The sequence below is a fragment of the Mycobacterium angelicum genome, from assembly GCF_002086155.1.
GTDB classification, from domain to species: domain Bacteria; phylum Actinomycetota; class Actinomycetes; order Mycobacteriales; family Mycobacteriaceae; genus Mycobacterium; species Mycobacterium angelicum.
In genome coordinates this window covers 46,799-64,858 of record NZ_MVHE01000006.1, presented here as the reverse complement: position 1 = coordinate 64,858, position 18,060 = coordinate 46,799, and the positions used below count along the sequence as shown (strand labels likewise).

Below are 18,060 nucleotides of genomic sequence, written 5' to 3'. Positions count from 1 at the left end.
CACATGGCTTTTCCGGTTCTGTCGACCTACCGGTTGCAGCTGCGCGGCGCGTCGAGCGGATGCGGCTTCACCTTCGCCGACGCCGAGAACCTGCTGGACTACCTTGACGAGCTCGGGGTGTCGCACCTGTACCTGTCGCCGATCCTGACCGCGGCAACAGGATCGACGCACGGTTACGACGTCACCGACCCCACGACGGTGTCAGCGGAACTCGGTGGTCCCGAAGGCCTGGCGAGGCTATCCGCGGCCGCGCGGGCACGCGGGATGGGGCTGATAGTCGACATCGTGCCCAACCACGTCGGGATCGACCAGCCAACGCAGAACCCGTGGTGGTGGGATGTGTTGCGGCACGGGCGTTCCTCGCCCTACGCGACGTTCTTCGATATCGACTGGAATCTGGCCGACGGCCGAATTGTCTTGCCGGTGTTGGGTTCCGACGAGGACGTTGCCGGCCTGACGGTCGACGGTGAACTGCTGCGCCTGGGCGACCTGGCGTTCCCGATTGCGCCGGGCACCGGCGCCGGCACCGGCACCGAAGTGCACGACCGTCAGCACTACAAACTGGTGGGCTGGCGCAGCGGCGTGGTGGGCTATCGCCGCTTCTTCTCGATCACCTCGCTGGCCGGACTGCGCCAGGAAGATCGCGCGGTGTTCGACGCCGGTCACGCCGAAGTCGCCCGCTGGTTCGCCGCAGGCCTGGTCGACGGCGTGCGCATCGACCATCCCGACGGATTGTCCGATCCCGGCACGTATCTGGCGTGGCTGCGCGAGCTGGTGGGCCCGGATGCCTGGATCGTGATCGAGAAGATCCTGGGTGTCGACGAGGCGCTGGAACCGACCCTGCCGGTGGCCGGCACCACTGGCTACGACGCGCTGCGCGAAACCGGTGGCGTGTTCATCGATCCGACGGGTGCAGCGGCGCTGACGGAGTTGGTGGCATCGGCCGGCGTCGACTACGGCGCCATGCCCGCGTTGTTGGCCGAGCTGAAGATCCGCGCGGCTACCGACACGCTGAGCAGTGAAATGGCCAGGCTGCGACGGTGCATCGCGGCGGCCGCGGGCGCTGACGACCCGCTGCTGCCCGAGGCGGTGGCCGCCCTGCTCACCCATATCGACGTGTACCGCTGCGACTATCCCGGCCTGGCCGCGACCCTGCCCACCGCATTGGCCGCAACCCAAGCCGCCGCGCCGCAATACGGCCCCGCGCTGCAGATACTGGCCGCCGCGTTGGCCCGCGGCGGCGAGCCGGCCAGCCGGTTGCAACAGCTGTGCGGCGCGGTGACCGCCAAGGCGGTCGAGGACTGCCTGTTCTACCGCGACGCCCGGCTGGTGTCGCTCAACGAGGTGGGCGGCGAACCCCACCGATTCGGCGTCGGCGCCGCGGAGTTTCACCACAGTGCGGCCACCCGCGCCCGGATGTGGCCGCACACCATGACGACGCTGACCACTCATGACACCAAACGCGGTGAGGACGTGCGCGCCCGAATCGGCGTGCTGTCACAGGTGCCCTCGCTGTGGACGGAATTCGTCGCGCGCTGGGAGATACACGCCCCCTCCCCGGATGCCGCGACCGGACAGTTCTTGTGGCAGAACATCTTCGGAGTGTGGCCGGTCAGCGGCGAGGTCAGCCTTCAGCTGCGCGAGCGACTGCACGGCTACGCCGAAAAGGCCATTCGGGAGGCGGCTTGGCACACCTCCTGGAACGACCCGAACGCCGAATTCGAAGACGCGGTGCATCGTTGGCTCGATACCGTGCTCGACGGGCCGGTGGCCGACGAACTCACCAAACTCGTCGCCCAGCTCAACCCGCATGCCGCCAGCGACGCGCTGGGCCAAAAGCTGCTGGCGCTGACCGCGCCCGGCATACCCGACGTCTACCAGGGCACCGAGCTCTGGGACGACAGCCTCGTCGACCCCGACAACCGGCGTGCGGTCGACTACGCCATTCGCCGGGCGGCTCTCAAAGAGTTGCAGCATCCCAAGATTCGGGTCGTGACCACAGCGCTTCGGTTGCGCCGCGCCCGTCCGGAAGCCTTCAGCGGCGGCTATCTGCCGGTTCTTGCCGATGGGCAGGCAAGCGACCATGTGGTGGCATTTCGTCGCGGCGAGGACATCTTGGTCGCGGTGACCCGCTGGACGGTGCGGCTACACGAAACCGGTTGGGGCAACACCGTTGTGCCGCTGCCAGAAGGCTCCTGGACCGACCGGCTGACGGGCGCCGTGGCCAGCGGACCGACCTCAGCTGCCGAATTGTTCGCCGATCTGCCCGTCGTACTGCTCGAGCGCGATCGTGGCTGAATTCCGGGTCTGGGCGCCCAAACCCGAGCTGGTACGCCTCGACGTCGACGGCTCGGTGCACCCGATGACCCGCACCGACGGCGGCTGGTGGCACGCGACGGTCGAGGCGCCACCCGACGCCCGGTACGGATACCTGCTCGACGACGACCCCACCGTGCTGCCCGACCCGCGATCGGCGCGCCAGCCCGACGGTGTACATGAACGATCTCAGCTCTGGGATGCCGCACGAGCCGCTTGGACCGATGACGACTGGCCCGGCAAGACCGCGGCGGGCGCGCTGATCTACGAACTGCATATCGGCACCTTCACCGCCGGCGGCACTTTCGACTCGGCCATCGAAAAGCTGGACTATCTGGTCGATCTGGGGATCGACTTCGTCGAGCTGATGCCGGTCAACTCGTTTGCCGGCACGCACGGCTGGGGATACGACGGCGTGCTGTGGTATAGCGTGCACGAACCCTACGGCGGCCCCGACGGGCTGGTCCGATTCGTCGACGCTTGCCACGCGCGTGGTTTGGGTGTGCTGATCGACGCGGTCTTCAACCACCTCGGCCCGTCGGGAAACTATCTGCCGCGGTTCGGGCCCTACCTGTCGTCGGCCAGCAACCCGTGGGGCGAGGGCATCAATATCGCCGACGCCGACTCCGACGAGGTGCGCCGCTACATCATCGGCTGCGCGCTGCGCTGGATGCGGGACTTCCACGCCGACGGCCTGCGCTTAGATGCCGTGCACGCGCTGGTGGATGTCACCGCGGTGCACATTCTCGAAGAGTTGTCCACCGAAACCGATTGGCTAGCAACACAATTAGGCCGTCCGCTATCGCTGATCGCCGAAAGCGATCTCAATGACCCGCGGCTGATCACCCCGCGCGAGGAGGCCGGTTACGGAATCACCGCGCAGTGGGACGACGACATCCACCATGCCATCCACACCGCCGTCTCCGGGGAGCGGCAAGGTTACTACAGCGACTTCGGATCGCTGGCCACACTTGCGCACACACTGCGCCACGGCTTCTTCCACGCCGGCACGTATTCGTCGTTCCGGTGCCGGCGCCACGGGCGCCCGCTGGACACCGCCCGCATCCCGGCCACTAGATTGCTCGCCTACACCTGCACCCACGACCAGGTCGGCAATCGCGCGCTCGGCGACCGGCCGTCGCAAAACCTCACCGCCGGCCAGCTTGCCGTCAAAGCGGCACTGGTACTCGGATCGCCCTACACTGCAATGCTTTTCATGGGCGAAGAGTGGGGAGCGAAAACGCCGTTCCAGTTCTTCAGCTCGCATCCCGAACCGGAGCTGGCCCGGGCCACCGCCGAGGGACGAAAGGCCGAATTCGCCGAACACGGCTGGGACGCCTCAAAAAAGGGAGACCTCCCCGACCCACAGGACCCGCAGACATTTCAGCGCTCAAAGCTGAACTGGGCTGAGCCGGAGTCCGGCGATCATGCCCGGCTGCTGCAGCTGTATCGCGACCTGATCGCGCTGCGGCATAGCGAAGCCGAGCTGGCCGACCCCTGGCTGGACCACCTCGTCGTCGACTACGACGAAGACGAACGCTGGATCGTGCTGCGCCGCAATCGAATTGCGATCGCCTGCAACCTCGGCACCGGGGCGGCCAGCGTGCCGGTCACCGGAGAGTTGGTGCTGGCCTGGGATTCACCCAAGGTCGGCGCCGAGACGACCGAGCTGCCTGGGCACTCGTTCGCGATATTGCGCGCCTGACACGTTTAGGCTGAACCATGGATGGCGTCCGGTTCACCCGCGACGAACTCAAGCAGTTCAGCGGCAAGACGCTGCCGGACCTGATCTCCGATCAGGTCCGGCTACTGTTCGTCGGCATCAACCCAGGATTGAGAACCGCTGCGGTGCAGGCCCATTTCGCCCCGCGTGGCAATCGCTTCTGGCCGGCGCTCTATCGTGCCGGCATCACCGAGTACCTGATCGACGCCTCGTCTGGGTTTGCCGCCGCTGACCGGGACTACGTGTTGAGCCGCGGGATCGGCATCACCAACCTGGTGGAGCGGGCGACCGCGGGCGCCGACGAACTGACCGCCGGCGAACTGATCACGGGTAGACAGAAACTGGACCGGATGGTTCAAGACCTCTCACCACGGGTGGTCGCCGTTCTCGGAATCACCGCATACCGGGCGGCCTTCGGCGACCGCCAGGCCAAGCTGGGCAAGCAGCTTTCCCCATATCCCGGCTATCCCGGCTATCCCGGAACCGAGCTGTGGGTGCTGCCCAACCCGAGCGGCCGCAACGCCCACGCGACATTGCCCCGCCTCGCGGACGCCTACGCCGAGGCCGCTCAAGCGGCCGGCATTCGCCTCACCCCGGCTACACGCTGCGGCGACCGGTAACCAGCACCGCCTCGGCTATCGCGTCGGCGAGCGGCTCGATCTCACCGGCAGTCAGATCGGCGATGGTGATGCGCATTCCGGGAGCGCTGCGGATGCGGAACCGCGTCCCGGGCGCAGCCCCCCAGCCGGCATTGAGCAGCCGGCTGATGGCGACCGCCTCGTCGGGAACCGGAATCCACACGTTGAGCCCGGACCGGCCGAAAGCGGTGACGTCGCGCTCGGCGAGGGCGGCGCACACCCGCACGCGGTTGTCGGTGTAGCGCTGCTCGGCGTCGTTGACGCGTTCCGTCGCCGCGTCGTCCGACCAGAGGCTCACCGCGAGTTCCTGCAGCAGGTGACTCACCCATCCCGGCCCGAGCCGCAGCCGCCCATGCACTCGCTCGACCGTGCGCCGGTCTCCGGCCAGCACGGCCAGGCGCAGGTCGGGCCCACAAGCCTTGGACGCAGACCGGACAAAAGCCCAGCGGCGCGTCGACCCGGCCAGGGTATGCAGTGCGGCGCCGGCGATCCCCGCGCAGTGATCGTCCTCGACAACCAGCACGTCGTCAGCGCGGCCGGCCAGCAGGCTGCGCAGCGCGCCGGCCCGATCCGCGGACAATGCCGCCCCGGTCGGGTTCTGCGCACGGCTTGTCACCAGCACCGCTTGCACACCTCGGCGCAACGCCCGGGCCATGTCCAGAATCACTGGGCCCTCGTCGTCGACTCCCACCGGTTCGGCCGAAAGCCCCAGTGCGGCAATGAGATCCAGCAGATTGGCCCAGCCCGGGTCCTCGACGGCAACCCGGTCGCCCGGGCGCAGGTACGCGCTGAGCACCCGCTCGATGCCGTCCAGCGCGCCGCTGGTCACCGCGAGGTGCTTGGCGGGCACCCGGTCTGCCTGCAGAGCGGCGCGGGCGATGTCGGCCAACTCGGCCGACATCGCCGACTGCCCGTATAGCAGCGGCCGCCGCCCCGCCGGTCCCGGCCAGTGTGCGTCGGCGATCGGCAACAGCGCGGGGTCGGGATTCCCCGTCGACAAGTCGCGCGCACCCGCGGGGACGGCAAGACCTAGCAAGGACCGGGGCGTGGTGGCGGGCCGGCTCCGCACCCGCGTTCCGCGCCGCCCCGCGGTTTCGACCGCCCCACGGTCGCGCAGCAGTCGGTAGGCCGCGGCGACGGTGTTGGGGTTGACGCCGAGCTCGGCGGCGACCTCGCGGATGGGCGGCAAAGCGTCGCCTGGCGACAGCTCGCCGTGCGAGATGGCCGACTCCACGTTGGCGGCTATCGACTCGGCACCCGTCCCCTCGATCCTGTAATGTACTGGCACATAGTCTATTATGTACTAGTACAAAATTAAGGGCAATCCGATGGAAACCGCTTACCACCCCACGCAGCGAACAACGCCCACCCGTTATCGCGAACGCGCGCACTACGACCGCGTGACCGTCCACGGCATCCTGGACGAGGCGCTGGTGTGCCACCTCGGCTATGTCAGCGACGACCGGCCGGTGGTGCTGCCCACCACGCACTGCCGTGTCGGCGAAACCCTGTACCTACACGGTTCTACCGGCAGCGCGCCCATGCTCGCCGCGAAGCGAGCCGGCCTGCCGGTATGCGTCACCGCGACGCTCGTCGACGGGCTGGTGCTGGCCCGTTCGGCGATGCATCACTCGCTGAACTACCGCTCGGTAGTGGTGCTGGGTACCGCACGACTGGTGGAAGACCAGACCGAGAAGCGACGGGCCCTGGCTGCCCTGCTCGACCACATCCGGCCCGGTCGCGCGGCCGACTGCCGGCCCCCGAACGCGCGCGAGCTGGCCGCGACCGCGGTGCTCGCGCTCGATCTGGTCGAAGTCTCGGCCAAGGTGCGCGACGGCGGAGCGGTGGACGATCCGCAAGACCACGCACTGCCATACTGGGCGGGCGTAATACCGCTGCACCTGGTCGCGGGAACCCCCCAACCCGCCGGGCGTGCGTGTCTGCACGCAGACACGCCGCAAAACCCGTACAACCAGGCACCTTCGCGGGCAAGAGGGGGCAATAGCTAGAGCAGCAGGTAGCGGTAAGCGGGTGAGCCGGGGCGCAGGCTTTCGAAGTGGATTTCCGTCGCCCGCATCCGGGCCAGCAGCCCGTCCAGGTCCGCGGCCGACCCCAGCTGAATGCCGACCAGCGCCTCCCCGGTCTCCCGGTTGTTGCGCTTGACGTATTCGAACAACGTGACGTCGTCGCTGGGGCCGAGCACGTCGTCGAGAAACCTGCGCAGCGCCCCGGGCTCCTGCGGAAAGTCCACCAGGAAGTAGTGCTTGAGGCCCAGGTGCACCAGCGAACGCTCCAGCACCTCCCCGTACCGGGAAACGTCGTTGTTGCCGCCCGAAATCAGGCACACGACCGTGGAGCCGGGCTCGATGTCGGCCTCCAGCAGGCCGGCAACGGACAGCGCACCGGCCGGTTCGGCGATGATGCCCTCGTTCTGGTACAGGTCAAGCATCGCGGTGCAGACCGCACCCTCGTCGACCGTGGTTATCGAGACCATGTCGCCGGCGGCCGCCAGCGCGGCGTACGTCTTGGCGCCCGCGCGGTTTACCGCGGCGCCGTCGACGAACTGATCGACATGGTCCAGCGTCACCGGCTCGCCCGCGGCCAGGGCTGCCATCATCGCGGCGGCCCCGGCGGGCTCGATGCCCAGCACGGCCGTGTTGCTGGTCCGCTCGGCCAGATAAGTGGTGATGCCCGCAATGCAGCCGCCCCCGCCCACCGGTACCACCACCAGGTCGGGCTCCTCGTCGAGCGCCTCGAGTATCTCCACGGCGATGGTGCCCTGCCCGGCCATGGTGCGCACGTCGTCGTACGGCGGTACCAGCGTGGCACCGGTGCGTGCGACGTCATCGAGGGCGGCCGCGGCGGCCAGATCGTACGTCGATCCCCCGACGATCAGCTCGATGAACTTCCCGCCGTGGTAGCGGATCCGGTCCCGCTTCTGCTTGGGCGTCTTGGCCGGCACATAGACACGGCCGTGCACACCCAGTGACCGGCACGCGTATGCGAAGCCCTGAGCGTGGTTGCCTGCAGACGAACACACCACGCCGGTGGCAAGTTCCTCATCGGACAGCTGCACCAACAGGTTGTAGGCGCCGCGCAGCTTGTAGGAGCGCACCACCTGCAGGTCTTCGCGTTTGAGGTAGACGGTCGCACCGGTGATCTCCGACAGCCGATCGCTGAGCTGTAACGGAGTGGGCGTAATGACCGGAGCAATCCGCTTCGCCGCGCCGTCGATGTCAGCCGCAGACAGCGGTGACGGGTGCAGGCTCCTGCTCAGTTCAGCGGACACCGGTCAATGGTGCCATGCCAGGCACAAGGCGATATCAGCTCACCGGGGTCAGCACGAACACCGGAATCTGACGCTCGGTCTTCTTCTGGTACTCGGCGTAGTCCGGCCAGGCCTCGACGGCCCGTTCCCACCAGGCTGCCTTCTCGTCGCCGAACACTTCCCGGGCGTCATAATCGCGGGTGACGGCGCCGTCCTGCAGCTCGACTCGCGGATTCTTCACCACGTTGTGGTACCAAACCGGGTTCTTCGGGGCGCCGCCCAGCGAGGCCACGATCGCGTACTCGCCCGCGTGCTCGACCCGCATGAGCGGGGTCTTGCGGAGTTTGCCCGTCTTGGCTCCGAGCGTGGTCAGCAAGATGATCGGCTTGCCCTTCATATCGGCAGCTTCGGAGCCACCGGATTCGGCGAACTTCTCGGCTTGCTCGCGGGACCAATCCCAGGGGCTCGGGGCGTATTCACCGGAAAGCGGCATGCCCACCACTCTATGCCCGCCCCTTATGAGCTCGGCCACATCCAATGTTTCGAGTGCCCGAAAATAAGACTGGCGGGTACTCTCAATTCATGACCGGGCCGGCCCTGAAAAGTTCTGAAGTGCTGATCGCGGGTGTCCCCTGGCCACGGCACAAGCTGTACGCGATAGTCGCGGGGTTTATCGCGCTACTGCTGGTCGGAGCGCTGACGACGAGTGCCGCACCTGCGGTGCTGGGTGGCACCGCGGTTGCCATCGTGGTGGCGGTAGCGGTCAGAGCGGTTGACTACCGGCGCGGCTGACGCTCGTTCTCGCCAATTCGGCAATCACGTTGACCCGCCTTATTGCGGTGGCAATCTCGTCGGCGAATTCGCGCCGGCGCTTGGCAATGTGCTCATGATCGCCGCCGCCAACCAGTTCGCGGTGCCGCGCCAGCCGCAGCGCCGTCTTGAACAGCTCCATCGACCTCGACTCGGCATTGGCGATCCGGCGCTGCAGCTCCCACTGCTTGCCCACCTCTAGACATTCGCCCAGGAACGCGTCCTCGTCGAGTTCTTCGTCCTCGAGCGCGGCCAACCGGTCGGCGACGATGTGGTAGGCGTCGAGGAACGGGCGCAACACCAAGTGAGCCAACAGCAGATCGGCCGATTCCAACAGCCGTCGCACATCGCTTGCATTGGCCGCCTTGCTGGTGTCGGCCACCGGCCCGATCAACCGCACCTCGTCGGCGAGCTCCTTTTCGAACTGGGCGCGGCCGGAGAACAGGAATTCGAATTTCAGCAACTCGCGCAAGCTCAGCGCCTCGTCACGCACGGTAGCCGGGGCCACGGTGCCGTCCTGCGCTGCCGCGGCGTCCTCGGTGGCCGCCAGCAGCGCGGTCTCGGCAATGGCGCGGTCAACCAGGATGTGGATCGCGGTATTGCGGTAGAACGCCGCGACCAGATTCCGGTCCGCCCCGATCCCCCAGACCGCCTCGGTGCCGGCGTCGTAGACGCTGGCCACGCCCGACGCGACCATCTGATGCAGGGTCCAGCGGATCGTCGAGCGGTTGGTCAGGTCCGCGGCGCCGGCGACCGTCCAGTTACGCGCCGCGATGTAGCTGGCCAGCGGACGCACCGTGGCAAGCACCTCGCTGATGGACAACGAGCGGTCGGCACCCAGCAGCGCCAGGCTCACCACCGCCGTCGGGGTGACCGGCGTGGCGCGGTTGATCCGGTGCTCGACGTCCAGTGCGATGCGTTCGACGACGGTCTCGGTGCCCGACGGGTCGGCGCGCAGTTCATCGAGCCGTTTCCGCAGCGGCAGCGGGTCGCCGAAATCGAGATAGGCCCGGCCCAGCCGCTCACCTTGCTGCCTCGACAGCCGGATCAGGAACCGCAGGTCTTCGGGCCGCTTCACCGCGCCGTAGGCCTCGCTGGTCATGGCCTCCACCTCGTGCAACTGGTCGTACACGATGGAGGTGGGCACCAAATACACTTCGGGACCGTCGATTTCGTCGACGGCGTCGGTGAGGTAACGCAGGATGCCGAATACCGGAGGCCGCAGCTTGCCGGTCCTGGTCCGCCCGCCTTCGATCGACCAGGTCAGGTTGACGTGGTTCTGCACCAGCTGCGCGGTGTATGCGCGCAGCACGAACCGGTAGACCGGGATGTCCTTGGTCTGCCGTCGGATGAAGATCGTCCCGGTGCGCTTGGCGAAGCCACCCATCGGGAAGAAGTTGAGGTTCGCCCCGCCGAAGGTCAGTGCCGCCGACAGGCGGTTGGCCACGATGACCTCGGGCAGCAGTAAACCATCGAGATAGGAGCGATGTGAAAACGCAAACGCCAGCGTCGCCTTGCGATCCAGGGCGCGCAGCGCCGCGATCTGGTCCTCATCGACCAGCACGTCGTAGGCCCGCATCAGCCACCGGCTGAAGCCGCGCCAGGCCTGCACCGCGCGCTCGTCCATCGACGCGGCCACCTCGCGCAGGTAGCCGGCCGCCTCCACCCGCACACTTTCGGGGTCGCGGCCCAGCTCGTCGGCCAGCGCGTCCAGCCGCTCGCCGAACCATTGAGCGTCCAGCAGCTGGCCAACCTCGGCCGGGTCCGTCGACAGCGGTGTCGTGGACTCCTCGACAATGCCGCTGCGCTGCAACAACTTTCGCAGCCCGACCCGCCCGACCTCCCGTGCAGTCACCGCTTCTCCCCCATCACGCCGGTTGGACCGTTGACGCCGAGGCCGGCTCGTGGACTCCCGGCCCCGGCTCAGTTGCGTACAGTTCGTCGATCTCCGCAGAGTATTTGACGAGAATCGGCCGGCGCTTGAGCTTCATCGTCAGCGTGATCTCGTCACCACCCGGCTCCCACAAGCTGGGCAGGACGCGAAAGCGCTTGATCTGCTCGACCCGCGAGAGTTTCGCGTTGCCCTCGGCCACCCCGGCGGCGATGCGCGCGATCACCTCGGGGTCCGCGGCCAGGGCCGCCGGCGACGCGTCGGACAGTCCGTGCTGCGCCGCATACGGGCCGACCGAATCGGCGTCGAACACCAAAAGCGCTGTGTTGTAAGGCTTTCCGTCGCCGATCGCCATCATCACGCCCACCATCGGGCATGCGGCCAGGATGGTGTTCTCGATATTGGCCGGCGACATGTTCTTTCCGGCCGCGTTGATGATCAACTCCTTCTTGCGGTCCACCACCCGTAAGTACCCATCGGAGTCGACCTCAATGATGTCTCCGGTGTGCAGCCAGCCGTCGGCGTCGATCGCCTCGGCGGTCTTCTCCGGCTCGCTGCGGTAGCCCTTCATCACCAAAGGACCGCGGATTAGATACTCTCCGTCGTCGGCGATCTTGCCCTCCAAGCCGGGCAGCAGCTTGCCGACGCTACCCAGGCGTGCGTCGCGAGGATGACTGACGCTGGCTGCGCAGCTGAGTTCGGACATGCCCCAGATTTCGGCGATCGGTATACCGATGCCGGCGAAAAACGCAAGCGTCTCCCTGGGGATCGGCGCCGCACCCGAGACCGCCCAGCGCAACTCGCCGAAACCGAGCCGCTCGCGCAGCCTGGACAGCACCAGCTCGTCCGCTTTGGCCCATTCGGCCGCGGCCTCATCCGGCAGCGGCTGATCGGCAAGCAGCGCCGCGGCGCGTCGCGAGGCAACCGTCATCGCCCACTGCAGCGCCGCCTGCTTCGTCTCATCGGTTTCGTGGCCGACCATGAATTCGATTCCGGCCTTGAGCTTTTCCCATACCCGTGGCACGGCGCCCCACACGGTGGGGCGGACGTCGGACAGCGCGGCCGCGATCTTGCGCCCGTCGCCGACCACCGTGACCTGGGTGCCGAACATCTCCTGCAGGTACAGGCCCATCATCCGGTCGGCGATGTGCGCGGTGGGCAGGAAGGAGGTGACCCGGTCACCGAATTCGACGCCCAGCACGTCTGCCAATCCGTATCCCTCGAACAGCAGATTGGTGTGCGTCATCTCGACGCCCTTGGGGTTTCCCGTGGTGCCGGAGGTATAGATCAGCGTGATGACATCCCCGGGTTGCACGGCCCGCCAAGTGGACTCGAAGTCGAAGTCCGGCTTGGCCGCCGCATAGAGGTCGTCCACCGAAAGCGTTCCGGCCGGCGACCCGTCGATGCAGACGATGTGCTCAAGGGGTGCGCCGCTGGCCCTGATCCGGTCGACGTACTGCTCCTCGCAGATCGCGACCTTGGTGCCGGCGTTGTCGAACAGGTACGTCAGCTGTTCGGCGGGAAGGGTGTTGTACACCGAAAACGATGTGGCGCCAACATGTTGGGCACCCACCTCCAGCGGATAGAACTCAATGCGGTTCGCCATCATCAGCGAAACTGTGTCGCCGCGGCGCACGCCCAAACCGGCGAGGCCAGCTGCCACCTGGCGCACCTGCGTGGCGTACTCGCGCCAGGTCAGCGTCTGGGTATCGCCCGGTGTGCGCATTGCCACGGCCTCCGGGTCGATGACCGCATTGCGTTGAAATGCCTCGCACATGGTCGCCGGACGCTCCGTCGTTCGCTTCACACCGGTGAGCGTACGTCCGAGGTCAAAGGGCACGGAATACCCTCTCCTACGCCGGGGCGGCGATCCGGGCACCGGCCGCAGCCGGGCCGTAGCCCGCCCGCGGCTGAATTACATTTACTGCCAACGACTTTGCGCCGTTCGAGGCCTTGGGCGTCCGCGCCCAGGACGGGGCTTGGGCGATATCAGCCCTGGCCAGGGCATTGCTGGGTACGATCTGGCCGTGCCCAGCAATGCGGCCTCCCGCCCTGCGATCTGCCTCAACATGATCGTGCGGAACGAGGCACGGGTGGTGACTGAGGTGCTCGACGTGGTCGGGCCCTACATCAGCTCGTGGGTGATCGTGGACACCGGCTCGACCGACGGTACCCAGGACCTGATCCGAAACCACATGGCCCGGCTGGGCATCCCGGGTCGACTGCACGAACGGCCGTGGCGCAACTTCGGCGACAACCGGACCGAAGCCCTGGCACTTGCGCAGGGGCACGGCGACTACGTCTGGGTGATGGACGCCGACGACACGGTTTTGGGCGTACCCGACTTCTCCCGGCTCGACGCCGACGTCTACTGGCTGCGCTGCGTGGACACCACTTCCGACATCTTCTGGCGACCGCTGCTGTTCCGCGACGGCGCACCCGTGCGCTGGGTGGGCGTCACCCATGAATACGCCGCCTGGGACCGCTCCTGCGTCGAGGTGAAGTTGGCCGGCGACTACTACGTCCAGTACCGAAACATCGGCGCCCGCAACGCATCTGGAACCAAGCACACCAACGACCGCGATCTGCTGCTGGCCGAGGTCGAGCGCAACCCCGAGGATGCGCGATCGGTCTTCTACCTGGCGCAGACCTATTTCTGTCTGCGCGATTTCGCCCAGGCACGCCAGTGGTACGCCCGGCGAACCGAGCTGGGCGGCTATGCAGAAGAGGTCTACTACTCGCTGTGGCGGATAGCCGTGTCAATGGCGCAACTCGGCGAACCGTGGCCGAATGTTCAAGACGCCTACCTGCGGGCCTGGGAGTTCCGGCCGACCCGAGCCGAGCCGCTGTATGAAATCGCCCGCCAGTACCGCATCGATCAGCGCTACACGCTGGGCCACCTGTTCGCCGAGCGCGCCGCCGCCATCCCCTTCCCCGACGAGGACACGTTGTTCGTCTGCGGAAACATCTATGCCTGGCACGCCACCGACGAGCAGGCGGTTTGCGCATCCTGGATCGGCAAGGACACCGAAGCCTTCGCCCTGTGCCGGCGCCTGGCGGCCCTGCCCGACATTCCCGAGGACGACCGGCAACGGATCATCCGCAACCGCGACGGCTGCGTGCCGACGATGCTCGATGCGGCGTTGGCGTATCCGGCCACCACGCTGGTGCAGTCCCTGCGAGACGGTGTCCGGCGTGACGCCGAGGTGACCGTCAGCGTGGTTGCCGGTCCGGATCGCGCCGGCACCGAGCAGACGCTGAACTCATTCCTGAACTGCTGCACCGACATTTCGCGGGTCGGGCGCTTCCTGGTGATCGATGCCGGCCTCTCGCCCCAGGATCGGACACTGTTGGGCGAGCGCTACGGATTTCTCGAATTCGCCGATCCCGCGACCGGTGTTCGACTAGCGCGAATCCGCGCTCAGATCGGCGGGCGGTGCTGGCTGCATCTGGGTCAAGGCTGGCAGTTCTTTGCACCGGAGAACCTGATCAGCCGCCTCATCGGGGTCCTCGACGCCGAACCGCAGACATTCCAGGTGGGTATCAACTTCGCGGATGCGACGCAGCTGACCGGCATCTGCGGGGCCGAGCAAGAGGTGCGCCGAGCAGCCGATGCCGGTCGCTACGTCCTAGCCGACGAGCTCGCGCGCGGCCCGGCGATGTTCGACACGGCACGACTGGATCTGGCGGGCGGTCTGGATGACACCGCTGCCGATCCGATCGCCGAACTTGGCACGCGGGCCGGCGCCGCCGGACTGCATGCCGCCAGCCTCGACGAGGTGCTCTGCATCAACGCGCTATCTGACGCAGCGCAGCCTCGGCCCGAGGTGAACACCGAAGCGACCCCCTACACCCCGGCCTTCTACCACTGGCAGGCGGCGGGATCGGCCGCCTCGGCCCGGGTGATCGTGCCGATGCTGGCCGCGCTGACCCGGCCCGGTTCGGTGCTCGACGTCGGTTGCGGGGTCGGCGGCTGGGTCGGCGTCTGGCTGGATAGCGGCGCCGACGCGATCGGTGTGGACGGCGACTATGTCCCGCTGGACCAGTTGTGCGTCGCCCCGGATCGGTTCAGGGCTCATGACCTGACCACCCCGCTGGACCTGGGCCGTCGATTCGACATGGTCACGTGCCTTGAAGTCGCCGAACACCTACCCCCGGAGGCCGCCGAGACCCTCGTCGACAGCCTGTGCGGGCATGCCGACACCATCGCCTTCTCCGCGGCCGTTCCGGGCCAGGGCGGCACCGGCCATCTGAACGAGCGATGGCCGACGTATTGGGCCAAGCTGTTCGCCGCCCACGGCTATCGGCCATACGACCTGCTGCGCAGCAAGTTGTGGTGGGACGAGCGGTGTGAGTGGTGGTACCGCCAGAACCTGCTCGTCTACGCCACGGACGAAGTGGCCCGCGAGCGCGGGTGGCCCGAAACGACCGGGCCGCTGGACATGGTTCATCCCGAGCTGTTCACGGCGCACGGCGGGCAGTGATGCCGTTCAGACCGGCACTGCTGTGTGAATCCCGCACGTGCAGGCGTCGATCGACGGACACGTGCACCGCATGCCCCACTCGATGACGGCTCGTGCTTTGGCCAGCGACGCCATTTGGCTGTCGATTTCGGCCAGCTTCGCCTCGGCCAGTGCGCGGCTGACGGGCCGGCCCGGCTCGTCGTCGGCGAACAGCAGCTGGATCTCGTCCAGGGCGAACCCCGCGGCCTTGCACAGCCGGATCACTTCGAGGCGCGCCAGAACCGACTCGTCGTAGCGGCGTTGGCCGCCGAGCCGCCCCGGCGCCGGCAGCAAGCCGAGCTTCTCGTAGAAGCGCAGTGTGGTCGCGGCGACCCCGGTCTCGCGCGCCACCTCTCCAATGGTCAGGCCCACGGTCATCTCCCATGCTTGACTTAGAGTCAACTCTAAGTCGTTAACTGAGTGTCATGCACACACTTCATGCGCTGGAAAGCGCCCAGTACGCGGTGCTGCGAACTTTTCGCCGCGACGGCACGCCCATCGACACCCCCATCTGGTTCGCTTTCGACGGCGACGCGTTGCTATTCCGCACCAAGGTCGGTCCCAAGACCAAGCGACTGACCGCCCGGCCCGAGGTTGAACTCGCCGCGTGCGACTACCGGGGCCGGGTGCGGCCAGGAGCGCCGACGATGGCCGGACGGGCCACTGTGCTGTCCGGTGCAGAGGCCGAGCGAGCCAACCGCGTGCTGCACAAGCGATATGGCTGGCAGTGGAACATCGTGCCGCTGCTCAAGATTCCGGGCGTGACCAATGTCCACCGGGATTTGCCGTTTCGGGAAAAGCTGCGGCGCGCGCGTGATCGCGGGGTTTGGCGCGACAGCGTCATCGTCCGGATCGACCGTGCATAATGTTGCCGACGCGGCGATGACGCCGGGGCCGATTGCGGTCACCGTTCGAGCGCTTCGACGCCGTGCACGGTCGGTGCTACGGTGACTGAATCGAGCACTCTCACTTCTGATTTGAGGGTTGGTATCCATGGCGAACTCTGTGATGGGCGACCTGGTCAGCCAGTTGCGCATAGCGAGTCATCGGTTCCACGACTGGGCCTATCCCGATGAGCTGAGTCATGACCTCTTTCGCGCCTTCATGAAGACCTCGCACGACGTCGGTGGTGAACCGGACGCCCCGGCAACATACGAGGAGAAGGAAGAGGAGCAGTGGGAGCTTGACACGTTTGTGACGTGTGAGGTCCTCGGCTGGCGCGGCATCTGGACGTCGGAGGAGCGCAGAAGGCTGGGCAACGTCGACGTCGGGCGGATGCAGTATCTCGGCTTCCCCTACTACGGCCGCTGGGTACTGGCAGCGGCGCGCTGCCTAATCGACAAGCGCCACATCACCCTTGGTGAGTTGATCGAGCGAGCAAGCGAGGTACGCGCACGCGCTGACGCCGGCAAGACACCACTGGAACCCATGCCGCGCTCGGCCGGTGACGCGGAGGCGGTCCCGAGGAACGAGCATCACCTCGATGCCCTCGGCAAGGGAGATCCGCAATGTTTCGCGGGAATGGCCGGCGCCGCCAGATTCGCGGTCGGCGACCCGGTGCTGGTGCGCGATCTGCCCACCATCTTTTACACGCGCACCCAGGAATACCTGCGCGGTAAGCCGGGCACGGTGGTCAAAGTGACGTATGAGAGTTTGGCGGCCGAAGACGAGGCGTTCGACCGCGAGGACCAAGCTCCGGAGTGGTTCTACATTGTGCGGTTCAAGATGGCCGACCTGTGGGAGCCCTACCAGGGCAGCCCGAACGACACGCTGCAAGCGGAGATATCGGAACGTTGGCTGCAGCCACTAGATGATCGGGATAACTAGATGACACACGACGGCGAGGCCGGCCAGGTGGCTGAACGCCACGGGGCACCGATGGTTGAGGAAGTGACCGACTTCGAGGTGCTGGAAATCGCGTTGCGCGAGTTGGCGATCGAGAAGGGCCTCTTTACCGCCGAAGATCATCGCCACTACACCGAGTTCGTCGAGCAGATCGGACCGGCGCCGGGCGCCCGGTTCGTCGCCAAGGCCTGGGTCGATCCGGACTTCAAGAAGCTGGCCCTCGATGACGCGATCGCCGCCAGCCGTGAGGTGGGAATCGACTGGTTACATCCCACCGGCTTCGGAACGCCGAGCGACTTCACCGCACTGCACGTGCTCGAGGACACTCCGACGCTGCATCACGTGATCGTGTGCACGCTGTGCTCCTGCTATCCCCGGCCGCTGCTGGGAAACTCGCCCGAGTGGTACCGGACGCCGAACTACCGGCGCCGCATCGTGCGCTGGCCGCGCCAAGTGCTCGCCGAGTTCGGCCTGTACCTGCCGGACAGCGTCGAGATCCGCGTCGAAGACTCCAATTCCAAACACAGGTTCCTCGTCCTGCCGGTCCGGCCGGAAGGGACAGACGGCTGGAGCGAGGAGCGGCTCGCCGAGATCGTGACCCGTGACTGCATGATCGGTGTCGCTCTGCCCAAGCCTGGGGTGACATCCAACGCGGACCGGCCGGTGCATCCCGCGGTCCGCCCGGCCGAAAACTACTGAGGGCCAACGGATGCCACCCGAGGTCGACATCACCGAGACCACTGTGCAAACGTTGGCGCGCATTGCCGAAGGCGGACAGGCCTGGCCGCAGGTGGCTGAGAAGTATGGCGTGACGAATCCGGTACCACCCTGGAAGTCCAGCCTCGAAGGGATGTGCGAGGCGCTCGACAGGGCAGGAACAGCGCTATTGCCGCTGACGCGCCGGCAAGACGAGGACCGTCTTGCCGAAGGGGTGTATGCAAACCTGCCGTATCCCGAGACTCAGCTGATTGCGCTGGCGCATTCCCTCATCGCCCGAGACGTCATCGACGAGACCGCACTGGCCGAGCGCATGGCGGCAGTTCGTGCGCGGCTGGAAGCCGGCTAGC

General features: G+C 67.0%; 16 protein-coding genes. 10 read left to right on the top strand and 6 right to left on the bottom strand.

Annotation, left to right across the window (positions count from 1 at the left end; genetic code table 11):
- The first annotated feature begins 3 nt into the window (after positions 1-3).
- Genes treY through BST12_RS06355 form a run of 3 tightly spaced genes read left to right on the top strand, consistent with a single transcriptional unit; the run spans position 4 to position 4,659 of the window.
- On the top strand, positions 4-2,298 hold the full coding sequence (gene treY / locus BST12_RS06365; protein ID WP_083112168.1) for a malto-oligosyltrehalose synthase: 2,295 nt from the start codon (positions 4-6) through the stop codon (positions 2,296-2,298).
- Entirely contained in the window at positions 2,291-4,021 is a 1,731-nt protein-coding gene (gene treZ, locus BST12_RS06360; RefSeq protein WP_083112167.1) for a malto-oligosyltrehalose trehalohydrolase, read from the top strand. The genes treY and treZ overlap by 8 nt, the downstream gene beginning before the upstream one ends.
- A gap of 17 nt (positions 4,022-4,038) precedes the next feature.
- On the top strand, positions 4,039-4,659 hold the full coding sequence (locus BST12_RS06355) for a mismatch-specific DNA-glycosylase (protein WP_083112166.1): 621 nt from the start codon (positions 4,039-4,041) through the stop codon (positions 4,657-4,659).
- Here BST12_RS06355 and BST12_RS06350 read toward each other — a convergent pair.
- Entirely contained in the window at positions 4,637-5,965 is a 1,329-nt protein-coding gene (locus BST12_RS06350) for an aminotransferase class I/II-fold pyridoxal phosphate-dependent enzyme (protein ID WP_083112165.1), read from the bottom strand. The two genes, BST12_RS06355 and BST12_RS06350, sit on opposite strands and share 23 nt — an antisense overlap.
- A gap of 40 nt (positions 5,966-6,005) precedes the next feature.
- Between BST12_RS06350 and BST12_RS06345 the strand changes: the two genes are divergently transcribed.
- Positions 6,006-6,686 (top strand): pyridoxamine 5'-phosphate oxidase family protein, encoded by a 681-nt coding sequence (locus tag BST12_RS06345; RefSeq protein ID WP_083112164.1) that lies wholly within the window; start codon positions 6,006-6,008, stop codon positions 6,684-6,686.
- On the opposite strand, the gene ilvA is transcribed toward BST12_RS06345, so the two are convergent.
- Together ilvA and BST12_RS06335 are read right to left on the bottom strand one after the other, a co-directional pair.
- Positions 6,683-7,966 (bottom strand): threonine ammonia-lyase, encoded by a 1,284-nt coding sequence (ilvA, locus tag BST12_RS06340; RefSeq protein ID WP_083112163.1) that lies wholly within the window; start codon positions 7,964-7,966, stop codon positions 6,683-6,685. The genes BST12_RS06345 and ilvA overlap by 4 nt on opposite strands.
- Before the next feature lie 34 nt (positions 7,967-8,000).
- Positions 8,001-8,438, bottom strand: a complete 438-nt coding sequence (locus tag BST12_RS06335) for a nitroreductase family deazaflavin-dependent oxidoreductase (RefSeq protein ID WP_083112376.1) — start codon at positions 8,436-8,438, stop codon at positions 8,001-8,003.
- Between the two features lie 89 nt (positions 8,439-8,527).
- Between BST12_RS06335 and BST12_RS06330 the strand changes: the two genes are divergently transcribed.
- Positions 8,528-8,737 carry a hypothetical protein gene (locus BST12_RS06330; RefSeq protein ID WP_083112162.1) on the top strand — a complete coding sequence of 70 codons (210 nt, stop codon included), beginning with the start codon at positions 8,528-8,530 and terminating at the stop codon, positions 8,735-8,737.
- Here BST12_RS06330 and BST12_RS06325 read toward each other — a convergent pair.
- Both BST12_RS06325 and fadD11 read right to left on the bottom strand, forming a co-directional pair.
- Entirely contained in the window at positions 8,709-10,610 is a 1,902-nt protein-coding gene (locus BST12_RS06325) for a lysophospholipid acyltransferase (protein ID WP_083112161.1), read from the bottom strand. The genes BST12_RS06330 and BST12_RS06325 overlap by 29 nt on opposite strands.
- 13 nt (positions 10,611-10,623) lie before the next feature.
- Positions 10,624-12,423 (bottom strand): fatty acid--CoA ligase FadD11, encoded by a 1,800-nt coding sequence (fadD11, locus tag BST12_RS06320; RefSeq protein ID WP_083112375.1) that lies wholly within the window; start codon positions 12,421-12,423, stop codon positions 10,624-10,626.
- 250 nt (positions 12,424-12,673) lie between these two features.
- Here fadD11 and BST12_RS06315 point away from each other — a divergent pair, with 250 nt between their 5' ends.
- Positions 12,674-15,130: a glycosyltransferase gene (locus tag BST12_RS06315; protein WP_083112160.1), complete on the top strand. Its 2,457-nt coding sequence runs from the start codon at positions 12,674-12,676 to the stop codon at positions 15,128-15,130.
- Between the two features lie 6 nt (positions 15,131-15,136).
- Here the strand turns inward: BST12_RS06315 and BST12_RS06310 are convergent, their stop codons facing one another.
- Complete coding sequence (locus BST12_RS06310; protein ID WP_083112159.1) at positions 15,137-15,526, bottom strand: helix-turn-helix domain-containing protein; 390 nt, start codon at positions 15,524-15,526, stop codon at positions 15,137-15,139.
- A 47-nt stretch (positions 15,527-15,573) separates the two neighbouring features.
- Here BST12_RS06310 and BST12_RS06305 point away from each other — a divergent pair, with 47 nt between their 5' ends.
- From BST12_RS06305 to BST12_RS06290, 4 genes are all read left to right on the top strand, one after another.
- The gene (locus BST12_RS06305) at positions 15,574-16,014 is read left to right on the top strand and encodes a PPOX class F420-dependent oxidoreductase (protein WP_083112158.1); all 441 of its coding nucleotides are present in this window, start codon (positions 15,574-15,576) and stop codon (positions 16,012-16,014) included.
- A gap of 127 nt (positions 16,015-16,141) precedes the next feature.
- Positions 16,142-16,975 (top strand): SH3-like domain-containing protein, encoded by an 834-nt coding sequence (locus BST12_RS06300; RefSeq protein WP_083112157.1) that lies wholly within the window; start codon positions 16,142-16,144, stop codon positions 16,973-16,975.
- On the top strand, positions 16,976-17,692 hold the full coding sequence (gene scnC / locus BST12_RS06295) for a thiocyanate hydrolase subunit gamma (RefSeq protein WP_083112156.1): 717 nt from the start codon (positions 16,976-16,978) through the stop codon (positions 17,690-17,692).
- Between the two features lie 10 nt (positions 17,693-17,702).
- Positions 17,703-18,059: a thiocyanate hydrolase gene (locus tag BST12_RS06290; protein ID WP_083112155.1), complete on the top strand. Its 357-nt coding sequence runs from the start codon at positions 17,703-17,705 to the stop codon at positions 18,057-18,059.
- The last annotated feature ends 1 nt before the right edge of the window (position 18,060 follow it).